Origin of the sequence: Lewinella sp. (genome assembly GCF_050633125.1) — a bacterium.
GTDB lineage: Bacteria > Bacteroidota > Bacteroidia > Chitinophagales > Saprospiraceae > Lewinella.
This window is the reverse complement of sequence record NZ_JBOEFX010000090.1, coordinates 1-20215: the sequence shown is the minus strand read 5'-3', so window position 1 is coordinate 20215 and position 20215 is coordinate 1. Positions and strand designations below refer to the sequence as shown.

Sequence of the window (20215 nt, the reverse complement as noted above, 5' to 3'; positions counted from 1 at the left end):
GAATCATTCTAAATAACACTATTAATACTATTATTTGATACTAATACTTTCATTTGAGAGTAGTTAGTGCTAAACTTGTATTGTAATAATACACAACAATGATCGAACCAAAAACGAAAGTGAGCGAAAAAAAACCAACTGAGGCGGGTGTATTGAGGGCGTTTGAGGTTAAGCAGATACTACTAGATGTAGAGGATTACGGAGCGATAGAACTGAGCGATAGCGGCACGGAGAACGTGGAGATGCCACTAAGCGGATGTATGGAAGGCTATCGGCTGGTGTACATGCTCTGCTACACGGTGCGCTACCGATCATCCAACTGCGCTACATACGAGAGTCCATTTGAGGAGTACGAGGTGGAAGAGGTTAAGTACAATTTAGAGCATTTGGCAGTAGTAGACGGTGAAGGCGAAGCGCTGACCATGCGCGACCACCACGAGAGCAAAATAGAAAAATCAATACTTGAAAACATTGAAGTAAGATGAAAAATAGCTATCACAATACCACAAATGAGAGCACGCAACTGTGCTTAGAGTATTCAGCAAAGGCTAAGAGCCAAGAAGCGGAAATACTTAGATGGATGAGGGCGATGGGTTGCGCGGTGGGTGCTACTAATGTAAGTGAGCGGTTTGGTCATTGGCCTATCACTAGCATTCGCCGCGCATTACATAATCTGAAGCGTGACGGTCAGATCCAGCAGATGGAGCGCCGACAGATCGGCAGCTATGGCCGGAGCGAGAGCACATACAAGATTTTAGTAGGGTAGGTTGGCGGGGTGCGAGGCTTATCACTCGCCCCCGTTTTTTTAAGACAATTTTATGATTAAGGAGGAGAATTTTACACTGCCAAGGGAGAAGAAAATAGAGCTTTTATGTAAGCATAATCTAGGACTTCTTAAAGACATAAAAGCGTATCAGCATCTAATTAATGAGATGAAAAAGGATTCCATTCCTAGAGTTAAGCATGATAATATTATTAATGAACTCAAAGCTATGATTAAGTCAAGGGATAGAAAGATAGAAAATCAAAAAAGGATGTTATTAATCCTTGAGAGAAAATAAGTTGTGACACGGTTAAGCATAATTATTTCAAACTCAGCCCCGCTCGCTTCGGGTGGGGATGTTTCACCAAAACGAATAAAGACAAGATGAATATAAAACTAACAGACGAGCACTACGGGTATCTACTACCCGAAAAGATGCAAGACAAAATAAAGAAGCATTGCGGCTCAGACGACAGAGCGGAAGCCGCTAAGCTGGCGGACATTTCGGAGCATACGGTGTACTCAGTAATTACGGGCAAGCGCAAGCTCAATCACAGCAATGGCGTGGCTATCCGCTCGCTGCTACAAGTGGCGGAGAGTAGGGCGAAAATAAAAGTTTCTTCCACATGATCTACAGACTACACAGCGACAAGAAAAAGAACCAAGCGCCCATCACACGCCAACAGGCGGTGGACTTGTGCAAGCGAGGGCTACTACCTCTCTACGAGATACCAGGAGAAGGACAAACTCAATCTATGACATTTATGGATGAGGCCGATTTTAAGAAAGTATTACAACCAAAAAAGTATAATAAATGAGTTTTTTACCACAAGATTACTCCGTACCACAAGGCAATGGAGGCCAGTATTTCAGACCAAAAGAAGGCTCTCATAGAGTCAGGATTCTGAAAAGCCCCGCGCTCGGATGGGTGCTATGGGAAAACAACGAACTGAAAGGCCGCTACAAAGAGCGCGTGAACAATTCCCGTCACTTTTGGGCAATGGCTGTGTATAACTACACTACCGAAGGCGTGCAGCTATGGGAGGTGACACAACAGGGCATTCAGGATGAGTTAAAGATGCTTGCTGACAATCCCGACTGGGGAAGCCCACTGGAGTATGACATCACAGTAGTGCGCAAAGGCTCTACTAAAGATGACACTAGCTACTCTATACAGCCATCACCCAACAAAGGACAGCTAGCGCCGGACGCTCAGCAGAAAGTAGCCGAGCAGCCTGTAAACTTAGAAGCGCTGTTTAGCGGTGGAGATCCATTCGAAACACATCCACTTTAAAGCGTGACTTTCTTCATTAACAATACCATGATAGTAATACAAGCGGGGCAATTCGATGGCACGTTTCACGCCTTGCCCTGCCTGTACTATCAGGACGATTCGATAGACAGCCACAACGTCATAGCGGGGTGGTTGGGGTTCTTCGCTAGCCTGTCATGGGAAGAGATTTAGAACTACCTGACGACACGCACTACATAGATGTGCGGTTGAGGTTTCGTGAATTTAGAAACTCATTCTCTCGTGAGCTAATAGAGGGGGAGGATTTTGAGGTTTTACAAAAAGAGATAGATGTACGGTTGACACTTGAGCGCTTCACGGCGCTGGTGGCTACCAACCAACTGAAGGAAGGTGAGCACTACGAGCATTTGCACAGGGTAGGTATTAAGAATGAAGCCTACCCTGATGACCCTGAGTGGAAGGAGCTGAATAGTAAAAGCGTGAAGGCATACAAGGCCAAGAAAGATAGAGAATACGAACTAAGGAACAGTTAAGAAAATGAACCCTGAAGCAACTGAAATATCAATCACTCAGCACGGCAAGCGACACACCGTAGAAGCTCCATCTTCCGATCTGACTATTGATGAAATGATGAATTTAATAGAAGGATTGCTTCTTTCGTGCGGCTATCGTCCTGATACACTAAAAGACTATTTTCAGCAATGAAGTACAACCCTACACGACCCGATGATCGCCGAAAATCAGTAGTGTATTTTTCACGACTGAATGCCGGAGATAAGCCTTTCGAGATGCGGCTAATAGACCCGAAGCGCAGCAGCCAGCAGAATAGATATTTTCATCTACTACTAGGGGTGTTGTCAAAAGAAACAGGGTACACGCTTTCAGAAATCAAAACCATAGTAAAGCGGACGGTGTGCAATGAGATGTTTATCTACAGAAAGCCATCACTAGACAAAGAAGGCGTTGAGAATCTTTTTCTGAAAAGTTCTGCCGACCTGGACAGCAAGCAAATGACCGAAGTGGTAGACACTCTCAGACATTGGAGCAGCGAAACACTTGGGATCTACCTACCACTACCTGACGAAGACAACTGGTTACAACTAGAAAACGAATTGGAAAATGAATAAGCAAGAACTAAAAGACCGTCTAACAAAGGCCGAAGAACTCGCCGCACACTACAGGAGGGAAGCGCACAAGAGACAAACAAATATCAACCGCTTGAATAAGCTGGTGAGTAGCAAGGATGAGAAGATAGACAACATCCTTTCGCGCTACAACATATTGAACACCAAAGCCGCCTACTATACAAGCGGTCAATACGAAAAAGACCTCAAGGCACAAATGAAAAAGACCCTTATACCAAGCAGCGCCGTGAGTAGGTTCATTCCCAAAGCCAGCGAGGTATCCAGTCTGATAGATAGCGTGCAGATAAATGAAAAGTGAAGCGGAAAGGTGGGATGAGTGGCGAGCCTTAGATATGACGGTGACGGTCGCAAGCAAGCGACAGCCTAACGAGGCTTACACTATCGCACTACTAGGCACAGAAGGGCGCGTGAAGGAGTACGAAAAGAGCAACGAATTTGTATTTAGAAAAATAAAACGCAGAGGAATTAAATATTAACCCATGAAAACATTTGCAACAATACTCGCTTCTATCCTCATCATCCTAGTAGGTAGCTGGCTTTACTCGGTGATATTCCCAAACCGCAACAGAAGAAAATGAACTACTACCGAACCTCTACAGGTTACAAGCTCACCCAGCAAACGCTGGACCGCAATGTGCGCGAAGCGTACCGCATAGCAGACCAAGACATGCCGCGCTACATCTGTGAGTGCTGCGGCAAAGTGCCACCCGTAGACCATGACCACACTATTAGCGTGAAACGATGCAAGGAGCTAGACAAAGCAGAACTAGCGTGGGACCCTCGTAACTGGTCGTATTCGTGCCGCACTTGCCATAATGTTTGGGAAAATTTCAAATCAGGCATGTGGTCGTATGCTAAGAATGCAGCTAGAAGATTAAGGTTTGTTTTAGCTCACGACAAAGAGACTTTCGCGAAGCGATTTCAGTCTATTAAAAACGATGAATTGAGAGAGGATTTTAAAAAATATTATGATGAGTTGTGATTGGAAGGATGTAAAAGGATATGAGGGTAAGTATCAAGTGAGTAGTGATGGACAAGTAAAGAGTTTGGATAGGTTAATTGGTCATTATTCCGGCTATAAAAGGAAGCACCGCGGTAGGTTGTTACGGCCTGGAGGATCCATTAATCATTACTTAACTGTTTCGTTGGATAGAAAAACGCATAGGATTCATAGACTAGTTGCGGAAGCGTTTATTCCTAATCCGGCACAGAAAAGTACAGTTAACCATCGCGACTTTAATAAATGGAATAACCATGTAAGTAACCTAGAATGGGTTACTGTACAAGAAAATGTAATTCACGCCAATAAGAGGTACGCGCATCGCAAATTTAAATGTAACTCAATTCAAAAGAGAATTGTGAAGAGGTTGAGAGATGATGTTCCAATAAACTACATAATGGAACTTATGAATATTTCAGAGAGAACTGTTTACAGAATTTTTAGCACATGAAACTATCACTATCACCACTTACAGACAAGCTCGCCTGGTGGGTATCCGCTAGATGGGCTAAAGAGCACAAGATAGAAGAGCAAGGGCAGAAAGTAGCCGGAAACGAGCATTACACCGAGTACGTCATCCACTACATAGTGAAGCACGAGCCCGACCACAGCGGCAAGTTATCACCTGAAGATGAAGCCGAAGCGAATAGAGCCATACAAGAACGAGAACGAATATTAAAGGAACTATGACAGACGAACAATACAGAACCCAACGCCTCAAAGGACTATGGCGACAAACAAAGCCCGTTGTGAGTTTCCTTATAGGGATACTTATAGGAGTTATCCTTTACCTCTTTATAGCATGGCTAATCCGATGAAAAAACTAGCTCTAACAGCCGAAATTCTAAAAATCACCATGTACGTGATGGTGATATGCACAATCGTGTACCTCTTCAGTACCTACGAGCCGGAGCGCCCTGTAGAGTGTATCCATTGGGATGGCTTCACCAAGCGCTACAAGATCGAAACCAAGCAGACACTAAGCACCAACGGCGCGGAGTATTACCTAGACAATCACGGCCAGGTAGTGCTAGTGCGGCCAGTATCTGAGACAGCTAAGAAGCAACTAACCCAAAGCGTGAAATAATGGCAAAAGAGCTACCCTATTTCAAGTTTGAACCCTCCGAGTGGAGAGATGGAACTATTAGCCNNTTAGCCTCTGTTCTAATGCCGCTAAAGGTTTGTTTATAGATGTGTGCTGCCTGTATTGGGCGCGGCTTGGCGATATGCAAGAGAAGTTTCTGGCCAAGTTTGATAGCGGAGCGCTAGATGAGCTGATAAAAGAAGAGATGTTAAGCATACAAGACGAAAAGGTAGTCATTCACTTCTTAGATGAGCAGTTAGCCGAGAGAAGCGAACGAAGCAAGATCAACAGCCGGAACGGAGCGAAAAGAAACAAACCGCAAGCGAGCGCTAAGCGAACGCCTAGCAAAAAGAGCGCGAAGGAAAGTAATATAATACTCCCTTGGCCCACTAAAGAATTTGCAAGCGCCTGGGATGCGTGGAAAGAATACAAAAGGACACAATGGAGTTTCACTTATAAAGGAGATTCTACAGAGCAAGCAGCACTCACAGCGCTAAACACTCTAGCCACAGATGAGGCCACCGCCATCAAGATCATTCATCAAAGTATAGCGAATGGCTGGAAAGGATTTTTCGAACTAAAACAAGGCAACAATGGAAGTAGTAAAAACGGAGCAGCAGAATTTGCAAACAGCGAACTCGCTAAATCTGATCCCAATTACAAAAACTACTGATCTACTCAAAGCGCCACCAATGGCGCAAGTAATCAGAACCGAGGGAGTAGCGCCCGTGCTGGATTGGGTGATGCGCTTTGTGAGCAAGTGCGCCACGCAGCTAAATATTAGCGCCTCTGCCGAGTTTATAGAAACACTCTCGGAGGACATTATAGACGTGTATAAATACGACTCCTTAGAAGACATTGCTGAGTGCTTAAAGAAAGGCAGGCAAGGCCGCTATGGCATCAACTACGGCAAGCTCAATATGGTCGTGATTCAAGAATGGATGGCTAAGCACCTGGAGGAGAAATATAGAGCGCGAGAAGCAGCCCACGAAAACAGCAAGCACGAAGAGAGCACGATGGATGTGCGCGAGGAATACATTCGACTTATAGACGAATCCGCAGACGCTAAAGAAGTAGAAGCTAATAGGTCCGGCATTGAGTTACTGAAGCGAGTAGATAAGGTTATCAAAAGAAAGCTAAAATGAAACACCGCGAATCAATGCTAACACTAACCAATAAAGCCAATCAGCGAATAGATAACGTGCTGGAGGCTTACGGTATAGATCGCGAAGAGATGAACGTAGAGAAGGCGGACGGGTACGTGTCCGAGTGTAGATGGGTTTGCTGTTACGTTTGTTTGGATCTAGGCGTACCCTTAGCTCACGTCCGCCGGATGATGTTTTATAAGCAAGGCGTAAGCGTGGAGTATGCGATAAACAGAGTCAAAGAATTAATGAATTTGGATGAGGATTTTAAGGATAGGGTGGATGTATTATCCACCGATCATTAAGGCCAAATTAGTTCGAGTAAAATTTTAATCTTATGTATCGTTTACGAATTATTGATTTTGGATACCATGCCTTCAACGGTTTTGAGATAAAGCTATTTGATATAGAAGCCTGGGGATTTGAGGGTGCTCTGTTAGGATTCAGTTTTGGGTATAAGTCATTTCTTGTATTAGACATACTATTTATAAATATCGAAATCAAATCACCAGTAAGATTGAAATGATCGAACGTGCCGCAGGCAATTTGGCCTTAACGTGCGTGGCTATGATTAGTCTTTTTTACGGAATTAACAGATAAACTTAATAGATATTAATATTTAAAGATGAAAATTGTAAATAGAAACGAAATTGAAGTAGAAGATTACCAAGAGATTTTTAAAAAAGAATCTCATCATAATCACGAAATAATTGAAACAGAAAATGGTGTTTTAAGATGGAAAGCAAACCCTGATGTTGAACGCCTTTTGAAAAATATCTCACTTAATGATTTATGCCCATTACTTAATTGCTTAGGATACGGTAAAAATTCGGAAGTATATAGAAAACTTTATAGAGATATTGGATATTCATTAAGTGGTTATTGGGAAATCTTCTACTGGGATTGGAATAATGAAGTGCAAGATTATGAGAGATAAAATACTAGAAGAACTGAGAATATGGTATGGAGAGATGGATAAAAATTCCATTGTTGCTAATAAAATCTTGTCTTTATTGGACGGGAACACGGAAGGCGTTTCAACTGTCGATGCAGGAGTTTTGCGTTTACACGGTGATGGAGATAGTAACGCTTCACGCTTAGAAAACGATGAAGTTTCTTCGTCAGTTGGCGAGGGAGCGATGGAGATAATAACCGATGGAGCTTGTAAAGAGGATGAAGGGAAACAGAAATCATCGTAGCGTAACGCTAGTGGAGCGTTATTATCTCCATCGTTTAGTCTAAACGCTTTTTTAATTGCGTTTTAGACCTTGTTATGCTCTTTTTACAACTTTATTTAAAATAATTGTATAAACATTGTAACTATTACAAATATCTTTCGTATAATTGTATAAGAGAAACGCAAAACACAAGGTTATGACTAAAGCACAAGAAAAAGCATTAAAGACAATAAAAGAGTTTGTTCATAATAAACTTAAAAGACAATTAGCTCAAAAAAAGAACGATGTTCTTTTTGCTACTGGTGAGTGGGCAGTTAGACAAGTTGAAGCAAGACTTGAGAAGATAAAAAGCGGTGAAATAGTTCCTAATGGGTGGACAGTTGAAAAAGCTATTGAAGATTTAGAAAACAAACTTCAAAAAAGAACAAGCATATCATTTGAAGCAATGAAAGAAGGTGAAATTAGCTACGATTTAAAAGTTGAAAGAATGGCTGATAAGATTGTTTCAAAAGGGATGGGAACAAGGTTTTTAAAAATAGAAAATGCAACTAATGAAAATTATGACATGGAGTTTCTTGTTACTGGTGAAAACGTTGATACAAAAGAACCTATGGCAGTACATTCAAGAGTTATTTTTGTTCATGGTTCGATACAAGCCCCACATTACAGATTTATTACAACTGTTAGAAAATGATATACCTATACATTGACAAGCTAACCAACGAGCCGAGAGTTTTCGGTTCGTTGGTTGCTCTTTGCTCTGCTACAGGGTTAAAGAAGGATAGATTTTATACTCACTTTGGAAGGAACAAAAACAAAGAGTTTGAGAACGAAGAAATAAGAGTTGTAAAGCTTCAAATTGAACGTAGCACTAATTGAGCATAACGACTCAGGTTGGCGGTGTAGCCTCCTGATCATATCGGTGAACTCAACTAAATGAAATAAAGCATGGAAACATACGCAAGGATTTTTGAAACTAAAGGCTATAACGCTAACCGTGTGTTAGCGAAAGTCCTTTCATGGTTCAGAATTAAAAGAACGGTTATCATTGATACAGAGTATAAGTTTTACACATGGACTCATGCCTCTGTGATTGGGGATCGGTTGCAGATAACAAAAAACCCAACCCACCCCAATAGCAGATTATGTGAAGAAATAAAACTGCCCAAAAATAAATATGGGTGGAAAATAAAAAGCATGATAGGTAATGTGATTGTGCTAGAGTCGGATTTTCGCTAACGCTCCCTCGTGCAAAGCGGAGCATTTTAAGTCCTAACGTGGAATTGTATCGAACGAATTATTGGACATAAACATATAACAATGGTAAATGTAGATTTAGACAGAATAAGAGAGGCACTTCCAGATAGAGCGAGTGTGAAGCTGATTAAGTACCGAGGCAAAAGCCCCGCTATTGAGTGTAAGGTTCAGTTTCCTTCATTGAGCGAGGGGGATTTTGATATGGTGCTTGATTGGCAAAGAGAAATTATTGGCAAGGAAAATATCCTTGAATTTTACACCGAAGAGACAGGAGGGCATTGGTATGTATTCTTAAAGCGTGTACCGATGGAATTTAGAGGGGCTACCGATGCAGATGTAAATAGCTTCTCAGGTATGGAGGTGGTGAAGGACGGAAAGCGAAACACGGAACTTCCTGTTCAATAATTTGGGCGATACATATTGTTATCTGCTTTTGGGGCTATTCTGGTCGGGTGTTTTTGACCTTTCGCTCGCAACGAGGGCTTTGAGCCTAAGTAGGAAGTCCAGACTATTGGTTCGAATCCAATAGCCCCAATTGCATGATAATGATCGGTGGGTAAGGCGAGTTTGGCTGCATGGGAGATATTATTAAACAAGAAAGGAGGTTATTATGAAACGTATCTAATTAATGGCGAGAGCCAAACGCAAAGCCTTAGAATGCAGCCACATTAGCCTTACCCTTTGTTAAGGACTGATTGGTTGAGGCTGAATTGAAAATTATTAAAAGCCAAGATGGTCGTTGTGGTTGTATTCTCCACCGATCATTAAGGCCAAATTAGTTCGAGTAAAACTTTAAACTTTACAAACATGGAAGTGGATATATACCATTACAAAAGTCAGGATGAATGGATCTTATTTAGCCTAGATAAAGAACATGCTCCTAAATGGACTGCATTCTGTCGGAGGGTTGCCTTAGAACATCCTGACGATCCTCATCCATATTACGATGATTATTTGCGATTTCGCAAAAGTTTAAAGTGATCGAACGTGCCGCAGGCAATTTGGCCTTAACTACAGCGTAAAAACAACTAACACAATTAACTAATAATCAAATGATTACAGACGTACTACATGATTTTAGAAATGTTATGCACGCGAAAAACTACGCCAAGCGCAGTATAGAATCCTATGCGTCTATGCTTGAGCGGTTTCTTAGACACTTCAGGAAAACACCTGAGAATATCACCACAAAAGAAATCTATTCCTATCTCAGTGGCATGGAGTCTTTAGGTATGAAAAAGCAAACCGTTGGCGCTATCCGATTACTTTACACGTTCGTTTCGCCACAGCCGCGCAAGCTCGGTAAGATCACCTATCCACGAAAAGAAAAGCGACTACCGCAAGTATACACACGCCAAGAAATAGAGCGGTTATTATTAGCCACACCTAACATCAAGCACAAAGCTATCCTCATGCTAGCGTATAGCTCCGGCCTACGGATGGATGAAGTCCTGAGCATGAAGCTATCCGATATTGAAAGCGGTCAGATGCGTGTGCGCGTGAATAGCGGAAAGGGCGCAAAAGATCGTTACACGGTATTATCTTTGCAATGCCTAACCGTATTGCGTGCATACTGGAAACAGCACAAACCAAAGGCTTATTTATTTGAAGGCGCTGGAGGTAGATATTCTGCCAGCTCCGTTCGTCAGGTATTCGAGCGATCCAAGCAAGCCGCGCGAATCACTAAAGGCACGTTTCACACCTTACGTCATTCATTTGCCACGCACCTACTAGAAGACGGCACGCCTTTGCGCGTCATTCAAGTATTACTAGGTCACAACAGTAGCAAAACCACAGAAATCTATACCCACGTGAGTAATACACTAATTTCTAACACTAAAAGTCCAATGGATATAGCGGTATGAATAGAAGAAATTTTTTAGTTAATAGTGCGATTCTGGGAGCTGCATCATTGTCTTTGCCAAGCCTTATCCCTATACTAAAAAACAATGAAGGCGTAAAAGAAATTCCAAAAGAGATAAAGGATGGATCTGCGGTAATAAGGATTAATGGATACGAAATAGATTTGTCATATTGTGATTTAACCATCCCTAATTCATTCAATACAGAGTCAGAAGAGGGGTTTGAATTAAATGGGAGTTCAATTTTTCCATTTGATTCAGAAGCGTTAAATGCAGTTCACGAAATATCTATTTCTGCAAGTCCAGTCGAGTTTGATTTACTAACAAGTAATGGTGATTATCATGGCTTTATAGTTTTTGTGAATAATTCTTACGAGACTAGTCCTAATTTGAGTGAATGGAATTTTGGAGCTATAGGAGTTGGACAATTATTAATAACAGTATGAAACCAAAAGGAGAATTAACAGAAAACGCAGAAAGGATATTTGAGGAACTACTAAAAGAGCTTGACGGCAATAGCCAATCAGTAGATGCTTATGCGCTCTCGCTCTTAGCGGGATGCTTAGATGAACTACACGCCATAGATGAGGAGATAAAGAAGGAAGCGAACCCGTTTGTGAATAAGCACGGGCAGATCCACCCACTACAGACTCAGCGAAACAAAACAATGGACAATATCATCAAGTTCTTTGATCGGTTCGGGATGAGTCCGAGAGCGCGTGACAGGTCCAGCGCACCAGCACCCGCAGCACCTAAAAAGAGTCCACTAGAAAAGTATAAATGAAATGGAGAATTTAGAAAGATTTGAAGTATTAATTAAGGAAGGAGACTTAATTAAATATCTAATAAAATGTAATGATGATAAAGAAGCTAGTTTATCATTTGAAATTATTGAAGTTATTTCATGGGATGGAGAAACTGATGATCCTGTAGACGTGGAGAAATTCATAAGAGGATTCATAAAATGGGATGGATGCTCCCATATATATTTTGGTGATAAGGACGGTTATTTACATTTATGCGGAGGAGATTCTTTCCAATACATAAAACAGGTTTTAACTGCTGTTTGGAAAAAAGCTGAAAGTGAGATAACGATGTTTGATAAGGAGGTGGCGCATTCAAATGTAGTTAGGTGACCGTAGCGGAACAATACGCCTTAGATGTCACAAGCGGCAAAACACTCGCTGGCCAGCCGGTAATCAAAGCCGCTGAACGCTTCCTGAAAGACAGGAAACGAAAAGATATTTATTTCGATGAAGAGGACGCGGAGCGATACACCAATTTTATAGAAAACGAACTGCATCTATGGGAGGGCAAATGGCGCGGAAAGGCTATGACGCTCTTTCCTTATCAGAAGTTTATTATACAGAACATTTTCGGGTGGAAGACCAAAGCGACAGGCTTCCGCCGCTATCGTGATGCGTATATCCAAACAGCCAAGAAGCAAGGAAAGACCACCCTAATGAGTGCAATTGCCTTTGCGCATTTACTCATAGACAGAGAAGAACCCACACCGCAAATCATTGTAGGAGCTAACAACGAAGAGCAAGCCAAGCTGTGCGTGAATGCTTGCGGTAAGATGGTAGACGTGTCACCGACTTTGCTAGACCTGGAGGCGGACAAACTCATAAACCGAGGCACGTATGGAGACGCTTATTACCGCGTGTCTTACAACGACGGCCAGCGGGACGGGAATATTAAAGCCATATCTAGGGATGTAAAAACAAAGGCAGGTAAAAATCCAAGCCTTTTTATCATTGATGAGTACATGGCCGCAGAGAGTGACGAGCTATTTAAGGAACTCCGCAATGCTCAGAACCTACGAGAGCAGCCGCTTGGTATTGTCATCACCACGCCAGGCTTCAATAAGTCTGTGCCGTGCTACACTAAGCTGCGGAAGAACGGCATAGATGTGCTAGATGGTACGCTCGACATGGATAGTCTCTTTGTAGCCATCTTTGAATTTCCCGAAGAGGAATGGGAAAATGAAGATTTTTGGATAATGTCCAATCCGATAATAGAGTACGTGCCACAGGTGCTTGATAATCTCCGCATAGATTACAATATCGCCAAAGCCGAGGGTGGTCACTCTATTGTAGATTTCAAAACCAAAGAGTTAGGCATGTGGGTAGATTCTGCTAGCAGTTGGATTCCTAGCGACACTATCCAATCCGCTAGACATGGCTTTACTGAAGGAGATCTAGTAGGTGCAGAATGCTATCCAGGTATTGACTTGAGTAGCACCACGGACCTTACCGCCTTTGCGGAATTTTACCCTAACCTGAGCGATGGAAAACACGCGCTCTATGTGCATACCTATGCACCTAAAACCAAGATAGAAAACCAAAGCGATGCAGTAGATTATNNTGGTGGATAACTATCCACAGTGGGAACGCACTAGAGGGTAGCTTGATTTCCGCTGAGATGGTGGAGCGGTGGAACGAGCGAAACGTGCTAGGTATAGGATATGACGCACGCTATTTCAATTCAATGGTAGCGGACCACATCAAGAACACACCCTACCTTGAGCTATGCGAATCTATAGGTCAGGGGTTTGGTGATAAGGGACTAAGCCCCGCTATTATGTCGCTGGAGAAGTGGCTATTAAACGGCGAGATTGATCTAATGGGCAATCCTGTGCTAGCTTGGGCATTTAGTTGTGTAGAGCTGGACGTGGGACGGCAAGGCGACCACATGCCACACAAAGGCAAGAGTAATAAGAACGGGCGGATAGATCCCGTAACCGCAAGCCTTAACGCTATAGCAAAATACCTAAGAGACAATGCCGAGCCGGATAAACCAAAACCATTTGTAATAGGGATATGAGTAGAGAAGAAGCGATAGAAATAGCTCTAAAGTCATGGACTTTAGAAGAGTTTCAGAAAAGGGGAGAGAACGAAAATTGCACGGTCTTCTTTAAATCATCCGTTTATAAGTTTAAAGTATCTGAATTAATAAAGGAATTACTAAAATGAAGCCGAAGGAAGTATTCATAGAATTATACTACTACCCTGAGTGCTCCAGCAGCACACAATCGGATGCATTCAGGAGTGCTAGCATTCGATGGGAAACGGACTTTACTATGAGCGCCCCGTTCAATTCAAGCGAAGCAGTAAGGAAACACATCTACCGAGAACGGAAACGGGACAAACGTCCACACAACAGCCAGTAAAACCCCGTCTCTTTGTACAGGCGAAAGCTTAAAAAGAGAACCGAGACCTAGGCTCGGCCATCTTTCGCCAATCACACGAAAACAAAGAGGATTTGGAGGAGAGACCCGCATTACTTCAGCGGTTGTGGCACTCAGTTGTTTGGAATACGCGCTCCAATACAGGCGCGTTCGCTAAATATCTATACGAGAATCTTTTCAGCCTTGGCGGACCTAATGAAACGGGCGAAGTAGTTAATTCAGCAACAGCTACACAAATAACGGCTGTTTATACTCCGCTTAATGGAATTAGTCAGGATGTAGCTAAGCTTCCGCTTAATCTCTATAAGGATAAAAAAGGGGGAGGGAATGAGTTAAGAAGAGATAATCCAATCCACCACCTAATACACACAGCGCCTAATAATCTAATGGGCGCTTTTCAGTTTTGGTATTGCATGATGTTCAACGCTCTACGAGGGTGTGCAACTGCCTTGATAGTGAGAAGGAACGGTCAACCGATTGAGCTTATACCTTTCACTCATAATCGAATAGTTCAAAATGAAAATACGGGTGAGATATGGTACGAAACTAATTCAGGAAAACTACTCCCTGATGCAGATGTATTCGCTCTTAAAATGTACTCTTTAGATGGGGTAACACCAGTAAGTCCTATAGAATACAATGCAAACCTATTAGGCTATTCTATGAAAGTACGCCGCTACGCGGTTAAGGTGATAGGCACGAATACAACGGGCTTTATTTCTTCGGATGGTATAGGAAATGAGGAAGGAACTAAAATGGCTGAAGGATTCAAGAAAGCTATTAAGGACGGTAAAATACCATTCCTTGGTAGTACAGGCCAAACTAAATGGAATAGGTCTCTAATAACTCCTGAAGAGGGACAGTATTTAGAAACGACCAAGATGACCAATAGGCAGATAATGTCCGGCATCTATAGGTATCATCCATCATTTGCTGGAGATAATGAGCACAGCACCTACGCCAACGCTGAGCAGCAGGATATAGTGTATGCTAAATACACCTTAACGCCTTGGCTCAGACTGATAGAGGACGAGGTGGATAGAAAACTATTACCTGAATCGAATAAGCGTGCTTCGCTACCCCTCTATTCAAGATACGATACTAGAAACTTAATGCGCGGAGATATGGCTGCTCGTACTGAGTTTATCAAAACCATGAAAGATGGTGTGATGACAATAGATGAAATACGAGCGCTTGAAGACCTACCGCCACTTCCTGACGGCAAGGGCGACACGGTCTACATACAAGGCGCAAATGTGCCGATAGGCACGGAATTAAATACTGAAAACGATGAATGATTATATCCAAAAGAGAGACGATAAGGCGGAGCGGCGATATATCAGCCCACAAATAGAGATAAGAGAAGAGGGTGATAATAGAACCATTGAAGGGATTGCGGCGGTGGTCAATAAAGAGACTGATTTAGGGTGGTTCACTGAGCGTATTGCGCCAGGAGCTTTTGATGATGTGATGGGTGATGACGTAGTAGCCTTATTCAATCACGACCCGAATTTTCCACTAGCTAGGACTACAGCGAATGGAGAAGGGAGTTTAGAGTTATTCCTAAATGAAAATGGAGATTTAGGTTATCGCTTCCAAGTACCAAATACATCAATAGGTAGAGACTTGCAGGAGAATATTAGAAACGGGATTATTTCTAAATCCTCTTTTGCCTTCACTATTTCAGAGGAAGATTGGGTGTACACCGACAGCAATGAAGTGCCTGACAGGAGGGAGATAAAGAAAGTAAAAAGACTGTATGATGTAGCGCCTGTAACCTATCCAGCATACAATGATACAAGCGTGGCGGCTAGAAGTATGGCACATGCCAAGCAGCCCGAAAAAGACCTTGCTAAGGACTTAGCGAGCAGAGACAGTACAAAACGAAAATTAAATTTAAAATGAGTAATAGAATAAAAGCGCTAGAGGAGCAGTTGGGCGAAAAGCGCACCGCTTTACTGGCGATAGATACCACTTGTGAGAATGAGTCACGAGCGAGAACGGAGGAAGAAGTGACGAAATGGAACGCACTAGAGGCGGACATGGATACACTTAATGGTGAGCTGAGAGCAGCTAAGAAGGCGGAGGAAGCTAGAGCGGAAGAAGCGAGAAAGGTAGCGGACGCAAAGAAAGCGGCTGCCGCTGTAGCTGGTGGAAGCGAGGAGAGATTTGATAACTCTGAAACTAAGGAGAAGCAAAAAGTGATGGCGGAATATCGCTGGGCTGATGCTATTCAGGTGTTGATGGGTAAGAAGCCGCTAGATGGAGCCGTAAAAGAGCTACACGATCAGGCAGAGAACGAGGTGAGAGGCACGCGGATTGGTTACGAAGGATTGGCTATTCCAGCTTCATTCGAGAATCTTGAGCAAAGAACAGATATAGACCAAGCTACGGCAGATATTCAGCCTACAGTAGTTAATCAATTCCACGAGACTATACGCCAACGCTCGGTATTAGAGCAAGTGATTCCTAGTAATAACATAATGCGAGGATTGACGGCTGATGTGAAGATGAATAAGGTGAATAAAAATAGTGTAGCATGGGCTTCTGCTGAAAATTCAGCGGCTAGTGATGTCGGCGCTAACCCTACCTCTATCACGCTAAATCCTGATGCAAGAATTACCGGATATGTTGATATATCAAATCAAGTGATTCTACAGAATACGGACGCGGTTATCAATGCACACATGACTGAATTAGCGCGAGGTATTGCGGTGTTGCAAGATAATGCGGCCTTTTCTACAGCTAATGTATCGAATGCATACGGTTCAATCGCGGCTACTTCAGGTGTTTTAACTTTCACGGAAGCAGCGGCTTATGCCGCTCCAAGTGCGACAGTAAACGGATCTATTTATGATGATTATTTAGCGGCACTTCAGGAGCTTGCTAATGGCGATGTAGTGCCTACCGCTTTTGTGGGACACACTAAACTAATGAGTGACTTACATAAATCTCCGCGCGTGATTTCTGTAGCCTCTGCTGCTGATCCTGGAGTAGATGATGGATTGTTTAGATACAACATGGACGGAAGACCATTCTTCTTAACCACATCAAATACATCAAACGGATCAACTTCAGCGGACTTTATAGCTGGTGATTTCTCTAAAGCGTTTTTGGCTTACTTCGGTGGTATTGATATGACGCTAGACGCAATATCTACGCTATTGAACGATCAGAAGCGAATAGTAGTACACAGAAGGGTAGACCTTGGAGTGACTAGAGGTGAGGCGTTTGTGAAAGCAGTTTCATTATTATCATAATTAATTGAATATGTATAAGTGTAAGCAAAACTTCTCTTATGCTGAAAGTAAGTTTTTTAAAGGGGAGGTCTATGATGACTTCCCCTCTAAATACGCTTGGGCATTTGAGGAAATCAAAGAGAAAAAGGAAGAGAAACACGTAGGCGTGGAGAAGGTGGAAACGGCATCCAAAAAACCCAAAGCAAAGAAGCGATGATAGACTTAGGAGGCTATAAAAGAGATTTTGGTGAGGATGGGATTCTAGACTCAGACATAATTACATGGTGGAAGATTTAGGTACATGAATTTCAAATTTTACAGAAGCGGAACAAAACCAACAGCTACCACGATAGTCACAGCGGCTAACATGGAAGAGAAGCTGGCCTATTCTAGCGGGTGGAATGCAGCCACTATTGCAATGGATATCGAAGCGGCTATGGATGAGGTGGAGAAGGCGACAGATCGCGCACTACTCACTCAGACGTGGACGGGGCGCGGTGATTACTTCCCCTCTGTAATAGAGTTACCAAAAGGCCAAGCGGCTAGTGTAACTTCTCTGAAATACATACCTAGCGGTTCTAGTTCATTTACCACACTAGTAGAAGACACAGACTACATAGTAGAGCTTAACGAGGACCGTGCGCGGATCTATCCACCTTCGGGCGGATGGCCTAGCGATGTAAACACCGATAGAAAGGGCGTGGTAGAAGTGGTATGGTCTTGCGGCTATGGCGCTACACAGGCAGATGTGCCAGGATGGGCTAAGAGTATAATGATGCTGATAGCTGGACAACTAAACACCAATGGAGCTATAGAGCTTCAGAAGATGCACCTACGGCAATTAGATTTAAACAAGTTGTATTTCAATTATTCGATAAACGATTGAACAGCTTCAAAGACGATATAAACCCTAGTGAGTTTCGGTATAGTGGCACGGTAGAGTCTCCATCTATCACCACTACTAACGGCATACCTGGTGACCCTACTTGGCCAACACACGAGGCAAGTGTCCGACTAGCTAAGCTAAACCCTAGACGTGGCGGAGACGCTACGGAGGGAGGACAAACGGTAGCGGTAGCTTATGATAGTTGGCTTATCCGAGCGGAAGATAGAGCCTATACCACAGACATGAGAGTGGTGATTAATAGCATCAATTATTACATTAAAGACATTCGAAACTACAAAGGCTCTCCGCTCTTTTTAGTATTAGACACAGAGCAGCGCGACAATGAGTAAGGCCATTGCTTACATATTGAATAACGCTAGCGATGTGACGGATTTAGTGACAACTGTAACCACGCTAAGAAAAGAGCAAGGCGAGAATTTGCCCTATATCATTATTGAAGAGGAGGATGTGGTAGCACATGATTCTATGACTTCTGCCTCTACTATAGACGAGGTGAGTTTCACTATCACGGCAGTAGCCAAGCTGGAATACACCGACACCTCAGAAGGCGCTAGAGACATCTTGGATCAAGTACGCCAAACACTAGAGAGTACTTCAGATGGAACGTACAACGGTGAGACGGTAAAGAGTATTAGAAAAGAGGGCGGAGTAAGCGCCTTTATGATACAAGAAGGCGCTGGTAATGTGGTAGAAGCGGAGCAGCGATACACAATGTGGCGCACGGTAGCGCAGGGCGTGACTAATAGCGTTCCGGCTGTACTACTTACGCAAGCAGCCTATGACGCGCTGGCCTCTTATGATTCAAACACCTATTACCTAATAGACAACTCATGAGCTGGCCACTAGCTACATCATTAAGTAAAACATATCTCGGAGCGGCGAATGCTGACGATGTAGAAAAGGTGTATCTAGGGGCTACACAAATTTTTCCTTCAGGGGGTGGTGGCCCGTCTTACGACACAGCAACACAAGCCCTTTTAGATGCGGCAACTACTGATGGATACACGGCTGCAAGCGGAAGTACACTCACGGCATTAGATGCTTTCATAACCGAACTAAAAACAGAAGGAATTTGGACGCTACTAGATGCGCTTTGGCTACCAGCTACCAATGGAGATAGTGACTTTGCTACCTACAACCTAAAAGATCCTGATAGCCACCAACTAACTAAGGTTAATAGTCCAACATTCACGAGCGGCCAAGGGTTTACAGGTGGTGGAACGGCATATTTGAATACGAATTTTAATCCCAGCACAGATGGGGTTAACTACACTCTCAATAGTGCCGCCGCTGGTATTTATCAAAGAACTAATAGTAAGGTGTTAGATTATAAATTCGGATGTGTCGATTCTTTAGGGTACAGAATAGCTTCGTTGTGGAATCGTCCGTCTAGCGGGAATTTCGCAGGTATAAATTCAAGCAATCCTCAATCAAGTGGGTTACCCAATGCTGACTTAGAAAACATAGGTCTAAATTATATAAATAGAAATAGTGATTTAGTAAGCATTTACGCGGATGGCGTTTTGTTTGAAAGCGTCACCCAATCGGACAAATCAATTGTAAATGAAGAGGTATATCTTCTTGGTGCTAATGATAAAGGATCACTAGCAGTTCCCTCTTCAGATCAAATATCAATGGCCTTTATAGGCGGAGACCTGTCCTCTAAAGCCTCAGGGTTTTATTCAGCCATTCAAACCTACATGACCGCATTAGGCACACAAGTATGAATGTAATCGAAACAAATATCAAAGTGCTGGTAATACCTCAAGTGGTATATGACCATTTCGGAGGTGAGATAGTACATCCATCCAAAAGCGCAAGACTAAAAGCAAGTCAAGACCCGGATGGAGATTGGATTCTAAGCACTCAGGTACTAGACGATCCTGATTGGGATTTCTTAGATGCGGTGGAGATAGAGGGTAAAAAGCTGGATGAATATTTCAGTATCAAGAACTATAAGTATGTGGAGGAAGAGGTATGAAAATAAGACTAACGAAAAACACTAAGGACCCACGGCTAGGAAAGAGTAAAATCTTACCTAAAGGACGTGAGATAGTAGTAGATGCTAATAGCCCTTTTGTGGCGCTGTTAGACGAGGGCGCGGCGGAGCGTGTAGCGGTTGGTGAGGGTGGTATCATCATTACTAAATCAGATCAGGTAGAGGACGCGCTAGGAAAGATTGAGGAGAAAGAA

General features: G+C 42.9%; 34 protein-coding genes and 2 pseudogenes. All 36 read left to right on the top strand.

Translation table 11 applies throughout. The annotated features are described in order from the left end of the window. The first annotated feature begins 98 nt into the window (after window positions 1-98). Entirely contained in the window at window positions 99-485 is a 387-nt protein-coding gene (locus ACRBG0_RS19270) for a hypothetical protein (protein ID WP_431488491.1), read from the top strand. After that, on the top strand, window positions 482-766 hold the full coding sequence (locus tag ACRBG0_RS19265; RefSeq protein WP_431488490.1) for a hypothetical protein: 285 nt from the start codon (window positions 482-484) through the stop codon (window positions 764-766). The genes ACRBG0_RS19270 and ACRBG0_RS19265 overlap by 4 nt, the downstream gene beginning before the upstream one ends. Before the next feature lie 52 nt (window positions 767-818). Beyond that, window positions 819-1061, top strand: coding sequence for a hypothetical protein (locus ACRBG0_RS19260; protein ID WP_431488489.1), 243 nt, complete (start codon window positions 819-821; stop codon window positions 1059-1061). 516 nt (window positions 1062-1577) lie between these two features. Then, on the top strand, window positions 1578-2057 hold the full coding sequence (locus ACRBG0_RS19255) for a hypothetical protein (RefSeq protein ID WP_431488488.1): 480 nt from the start codon (window positions 1578-1580) through the stop codon (window positions 2055-2057). A 155-nt stretch (window positions 2058-2212) separates the two neighbouring features. Further along, a complete protein-coding gene (locus tag ACRBG0_RS19250) occupies window positions 2213-2548 on the top strand; it encodes a hypothetical protein (protein WP_431488487.1) in 336 nt (111 codons plus the stop codon). A gap of 168 nt (window positions 2549-2716) precedes the next feature. Next, complete coding sequence (locus ACRBG0_RS19245; RefSeq protein ID WP_431488486.1) at window positions 2717-3142, top strand: hypothetical protein; 426 nt, start codon at window positions 2717-2719, stop codon at window positions 3140-3142. Then, window positions 3135-3458 (top strand): hypothetical protein, encoded by a 324-nt coding sequence (locus ACRBG0_RS19240; RefSeq protein WP_431488485.1) that lies wholly within the window; start codon window positions 3135-3137, stop codon window positions 3456-3458. The genes ACRBG0_RS19245 and ACRBG0_RS19240 overlap by 8 nt, the downstream gene beginning before the upstream one ends. Beyond that, window positions 3448-3636, top strand: coding sequence for a hypothetical protein (locus tag ACRBG0_RS19235; RefSeq protein ID WP_431488484.1), 189 nt, complete (start codon window positions 3448-3450; stop codon window positions 3634-3636). Before ACRBG0_RS19240 ends, ACRBG0_RS19235 begins: the two co-directional genes overlap by 11 nt. Before the next feature lie 98 nt (window positions 3637-3734). Then, the gene (locus tag ACRBG0_RS19230) at window positions 3735-4142 is read left to right on the top strand and encodes a hypothetical protein (protein ID WP_431488483.1); all 408 of its coding nucleotides are present in this window, start codon (window positions 3735-3737) and stop codon (window positions 4140-4142) included. Further along, on the top strand, window positions 4129-4611 hold the full coding sequence (locus tag ACRBG0_RS19225; RefSeq protein WP_431488482.1) for an NUMOD4 domain-containing protein: 483 nt from the start codon (window positions 4129-4131) through the stop codon (window positions 4609-4611). The genes ACRBG0_RS19230 and ACRBG0_RS19225 overlap by 14 nt, the downstream gene beginning before the upstream one ends. Then, entirely contained in the window at window positions 4608-4850 is a 243-nt protein-coding gene (locus tag ACRBG0_RS19220) for a hypothetical protein (protein ID WP_431488481.1), read from the top strand. The genes ACRBG0_RS19225 and ACRBG0_RS19220 overlap by 4 nt, the downstream gene beginning before the upstream one ends. Window positions 4851-4974: 124 nt before the next feature. Continuing rightward, complete coding sequence (locus ACRBG0_RS19215) at window positions 4975-5247, top strand: hypothetical protein (RefSeq protein WP_431488480.1); 273 nt, start codon at window positions 4975-4977, stop codon at window positions 5245-5247. A gap of 65 nt (window positions 5248-5312) precedes the next feature. Beyond that, window positions 5313-5917, top strand: a pseudogene (locus ACRBG0_RS19210) (hypothetical protein); the annotation flags it as partial. A 19-nt stretch (window positions 5918-5936) separates the two neighbouring features. Further along, entirely contained in the window at window positions 5937-6389 is a 453-nt protein-coding gene (locus ACRBG0_RS19205; protein ID WP_431488479.1) for a hypothetical protein, read from the top strand. Beyond that, complete coding sequence (locus ACRBG0_RS19200) at window positions 6386-6694, top strand: hypothetical protein (protein ID WP_431488478.1); 309 nt, start codon at window positions 6386-6388, stop codon at window positions 6692-6694. The genes ACRBG0_RS19205 and ACRBG0_RS19200 overlap by 4 nt, the downstream gene beginning before the upstream one ends. Before the next feature lie 320 nt (window positions 6695-7014). Beyond that, complete coding sequence (locus ACRBG0_RS19195; protein ID WP_431488477.1) at window positions 7015-7326, top strand: hypothetical protein; 312 nt, start codon at window positions 7015-7017, stop codon at window positions 7324-7326. Then, on the top strand, window positions 7316-7588 hold the full coding sequence (locus ACRBG0_RS19190; protein WP_431488476.1) for a hypothetical protein: 273 nt from the start codon (window positions 7316-7318) through the stop codon (window positions 7586-7588). The genes ACRBG0_RS19195 and ACRBG0_RS19190 overlap by 11 nt, the downstream gene beginning before the upstream one ends. A gap of 175 nt (window positions 7589-7763) precedes the next feature. Beyond that, window positions 7764-8261 (top strand): hypothetical protein, encoded by a 498-nt coding sequence (locus ACRBG0_RS19185; protein ID WP_431488475.1) that lies wholly within the window; start codon window positions 7764-7766, stop codon window positions 8259-8261. Between the two features lie 254 nt (window positions 8262-8515). After that, entirely contained in the window at window positions 8516-8806 is a 291-nt protein-coding gene (locus ACRBG0_RS19180; RefSeq protein WP_431488474.1) for a hypothetical protein, read from the top strand. 81 nt (window positions 8807-8887) lie between these two features. Then, window positions 8888-9229: a hypothetical protein gene (locus ACRBG0_RS19175; RefSeq protein WP_431488473.1), complete on the top strand. Its 342-nt coding sequence runs from the start codon at window positions 8888-8890 to the stop codon at window positions 9227-9229. Window positions 9230-9876: 647 nt separating this feature from the next. Beyond that, window positions 9877-10689, top strand: a complete 813-nt coding sequence (locus ACRBG0_RS19170; protein WP_431488472.1) for a tyrosine-type recombinase/integrase — start codon at window positions 9877-9879, stop codon at window positions 10687-10689. Then, window positions 10686-11132, top strand: coding sequence for a hypothetical protein (locus ACRBG0_RS19165; protein ID WP_431488471.1), 447 nt, complete (start codon window positions 10686-10688; stop codon window positions 11130-11132). The genes ACRBG0_RS19170 and ACRBG0_RS19165 overlap by 4 nt, the downstream gene beginning before the upstream one ends. Next, window positions 11129-11470, top strand: a complete 342-nt coding sequence (locus ACRBG0_RS19160; protein WP_431488470.1) for a P27 family phage terminase small subunit — start codon at window positions 11129-11131, stop codon at window positions 11468-11470. Before ACRBG0_RS19165 ends, ACRBG0_RS19160 begins: the two co-directional genes overlap by 4 nt. A gap of 1 nt (window position 11471) precedes the next feature. Beyond that, window positions 11472-11822 carry a hypothetical protein gene (locus ACRBG0_RS19155; RefSeq protein ID WP_431488469.1) on the top strand — a complete coding sequence of 117 codons (351 nt, stop codon included), beginning with the start codon at window positions 11472-11474 and terminating at the stop codon, window positions 11820-11822. 197 nt (window positions 11823-12019) lie between these two features. After that, a pseudogene (locus tag ACRBG0_RS19150) lies at window positions 12020-13051 on the top strand (terminase large subunit domain-containing protein); the annotation flags it as partial. A gap of 2 nt (window positions 13052-13053) precedes the next feature. Beyond that, window positions 13054-13512, top strand: a 459-nt coding sequence (locus tag ACRBG0_RS19145) for a terminase TerL endonuclease subunit (RefSeq protein WP_431488468.1), incomplete at its 5' end; no start/stop codon positions are given. A 438-nt stretch (window positions 13513-13950) separates the two neighbouring features. Beyond that, window positions 13951-15174: a phage portal protein gene (locus tag ACRBG0_RS19140; protein WP_431488467.1), complete on the top strand. Its 1224-nt coding sequence runs from the start codon at window positions 13951-13953 to the stop codon at window positions 15172-15174. After that, window positions 15167-15781: an HK97 family phage prohead protease gene (locus ACRBG0_RS19135; RefSeq protein ID WP_431488466.1), complete on the top strand. Its 615-nt coding sequence runs from the start codon at window positions 15167-15169 to the stop codon at window positions 15779-15781. Before ACRBG0_RS19140 ends, ACRBG0_RS19135 begins: the two co-directional genes overlap by 8 nt. Continuing rightward, window positions 15778-17136, top strand: coding sequence for a phage major capsid protein (locus tag ACRBG0_RS19130; protein WP_431488465.1), 1359 nt, complete (start codon window positions 15778-15780; stop codon window positions 17134-17136). The genes ACRBG0_RS19135 and ACRBG0_RS19130 overlap by 4 nt, the downstream gene beginning before the upstream one ends. 10 nt (window positions 17137-17146) lie before the next feature. After that, complete coding sequence (locus ACRBG0_RS19125; protein ID WP_431488464.1) at window positions 17147-17332, top strand: hypothetical protein; 186 nt, start codon at window positions 17147-17149, stop codon at window positions 17330-17332. Window positions 17333-17482: 150 nt separating this feature from the next. Then, window positions 17483-18001: a hypothetical protein gene (locus ACRBG0_RS19120; protein ID WP_431488463.1), complete on the top strand. Its 519-nt coding sequence runs from the start codon at window positions 17483-17485 to the stop codon at window positions 17999-18001. Next, window positions 17998-18351, top strand: coding sequence for a phage head completion protein (locus ACRBG0_RS19115; RefSeq protein ID WP_431488462.1), 354 nt, complete (start codon window positions 17998-18000; stop codon window positions 18349-18351). Before ACRBG0_RS19120 ends, ACRBG0_RS19115 begins: the two co-directional genes overlap by 4 nt. Next, on the top strand, window positions 18344-18856 hold the full coding sequence (gene gp17 / locus ACRBG0_RS19110) for a tail completion protein gp17 (protein ID WP_431488461.1): 513 nt from the start codon (window positions 18344-18346) through the stop codon (window positions 18854-18856). The genes ACRBG0_RS19115 and gp17 overlap by 8 nt, the downstream gene beginning before the upstream one ends. After that, window positions 18853-19749, top strand: coding sequence for a hypothetical protein (locus ACRBG0_RS19105; protein WP_431488460.1), 897 nt, complete (start codon window positions 18853-18855; stop codon window positions 19747-19749). The genes gp17 and ACRBG0_RS19105 overlap by 4 nt, the downstream gene beginning before the upstream one ends. Window positions 19750-19772: 23 nt before the next feature. Next, window positions 19773-20003 carry a hypothetical protein gene (locus ACRBG0_RS19100; protein ID WP_431488459.1) on the top strand — a complete coding sequence of 77 codons (231 nt, stop codon included), beginning with the start codon at window positions 19773-19775 and terminating at the stop codon, window positions 20001-20003. Then, a partial coding sequence (locus tag ACRBG0_RS19095; protein WP_431488458.1) for a hypothetical protein occupies window positions 20000-20215 on the top strand: 216 nt, incomplete at its 3' end. The genes ACRBG0_RS19100 and ACRBG0_RS19095, both read left to right, overlap by 4 nt.

Bases quoted from the DNA above. Each gene is read 5' to 3' on its own strand.
- ACRBG0_RS19270 (WP_431488491.1), top strand. From the start codon at position 99: ATGATCGAACCAAAAACGAAAGTGAGCGAAAAAAAACCAACTGAGGCG.
- ACRBG0_RS19265 (WP_431488490.1), top strand. From the start codon at position 482: ATGAAAAATAGCTATCACAATACCACAAATGAGAGCACGCAACTGTGC.
- ACRBG0_RS19260 (WP_431488489.1), top strand. From the start codon at position 819: ATGATTAAGGAGGAGAATTTTACACTGCCAAGGGAGAAGAAAATAGAG.
- ACRBG0_RS19255 (WP_431488488.1), top strand. From the start codon at position 1,578: ATGAGTTTTTTACCACAAGATTACTCCGTACCACAAGGCAATGGAGGC.
- ACRBG0_RS19250 (WP_431488487.1), top strand. From the start codon at position 2,213: ATGGGAAGAGATTTAGAACTACCTGACGACACGCACTACATAGATGTG.
- ACRBG0_RS19245 (WP_431488486.1), top strand. From the start codon at position 2,717: ATGAAGTACAACCCTACACGACCCGATGATCGCCGAAAATCAGTAGTG.
- ACRBG0_RS19240 (WP_431488485.1), top strand. From the start codon at position 3,135: ATGAATAAGCAAGAACTAAAAGACCGTCTAACAAAGGCCGAAGAACTC.
- ACRBG0_RS19235 (WP_431488484.1), top strand. From the start codon at position 3,448: ATGAAAAGTGAAGCGGAAAGGTGGGATGAGTGGCGAGCCTTAGATATG.
- ACRBG0_RS19230 (WP_431488483.1), top strand. From the start codon at position 3,735: ATGAACTACTACCGAACCTCTACAGGTTACAAGCTCACCCAGCAAACG.
- ACRBG0_RS19225 (WP_431488482.1), top strand. From the start codon at position 4,129: ATGATGAGTTGTGATTGGAAGGATGTAAAAGGATATGAGGGTAAGTAT.
- ACRBG0_RS19220 (WP_431488481.1), top strand. From the start codon at position 4,608: ATGAAACTATCACTATCACCACTTACAGACAAGCTCGCCTGGTGGGTA.
- ACRBG0_RS19215 (WP_431488480.1), top strand. From the start codon at position 4,975: ATGAAAAAACTAGCTCTAACAGCCGAAATTCTAAAAATCACCATGTAC.
- ACRBG0_RS19205 (WP_431488479.1), top strand. From the start codon at position 5,937: ATGGCGCAAGTAATCAGAACCGAGGGAGTAGCGCCCGTGCTGGATTGG.
- ACRBG0_RS19200 (WP_431488478.1), top strand. From the start codon at position 6,386: ATGAAACACCGCGAATCAATGCTAACACTAACCAATAAAGCCAATCAG.
- ACRBG0_RS19195 (WP_431488477.1), top strand. From the start codon at position 7,015: ATGAAAATTGTAAATAGAAACGAAATTGAAGTAGAAGATTACCAAGAG.
- ACRBG0_RS19190 (WP_431488476.1), top strand. From the start codon at position 7,316: ATGAGAGATAAAATACTAGAAGAACTGAGAATATGGTATGGAGAGATG.
- ACRBG0_RS19185 (WP_431488475.1), top strand. From the start codon at position 7,764: ATGACTAAAGCACAAGAAAAAGCATTAAAGACAATAAAAGAGTTTGTT.
- ACRBG0_RS19180 (WP_431488474.1), top strand. From the start codon at position 8,516: ATGGAAACATACGCAAGGATTTTTGAAACTAAAGGCTATAACGCTAAC.
- ACRBG0_RS19175 (WP_431488473.1), top strand. From the start codon at position 8,888: ATGGTAAATGTAGATTTAGACAGAATAAGAGAGGCACTTCCAGATAGA.
- ACRBG0_RS19170 (WP_431488472.1), top strand. From the start codon at position 9,877: ATGATTACAGACGTACTACATGATTTTAGAAATGTTATGCACGCGAAA.
- ACRBG0_RS19165 (WP_431488471.1), top strand. From the start codon at position 10,686: ATGAATAGAAGAAATTTTTTAGTTAATAGTGCGATTCTGGGAGCTGCA.
- ACRBG0_RS19160 (WP_431488470.1), top strand. From the start codon at position 11,129: ATGAAACCAAAAGGAGAATTAACAGAAAACGCAGAAAGGATATTTGAG.
- ACRBG0_RS19155 (WP_431488469.1), top strand. From the start codon at position 11,472: ATGGAGAATTTAGAAAGATTTGAAGTATTAATTAAGGAAGGAGACTTA.
- ACRBG0_RS19135 (WP_431488466.1), top strand. From the start codon at position 15,167: ATGAATGATTATATCCAAAAGAGAGACGATAAGGCGGAGCGGCGATAT.
- ACRBG0_RS19130 (WP_431488465.1), top strand. From the start codon at position 15,778: ATGAGTAATAGAATAAAAGCGCTAGAGGAGCAGTTGGGCGAAAAGCGC.
- ACRBG0_RS19125 (WP_431488464.1), top strand. From the start codon at position 17,147: ATGTATAAGTGTAAGCAAAACTTCTCTTATGCTGAAAGTAAGTTTTTT.
- ACRBG0_RS19120 (WP_431488463.1), top strand. From the start codon at position 17,483: ATGGAAGAGAAGCTGGCCTATTCTAGCGGGTGGAATGCAGCCACTATT.
- gp17 (WP_431488461.1), top strand. From the start codon at position 18,344: ATGAGTAAGGCCATTGCTTACATATTGAATAACGCTAGCGATGTGACG.
- ACRBG0_RS19105 (WP_431488460.1), top strand. From the start codon at position 18,853: ATGAGCTGGCCACTAGCTACATCATTAAGTAAAACATATCTCGGAGCG.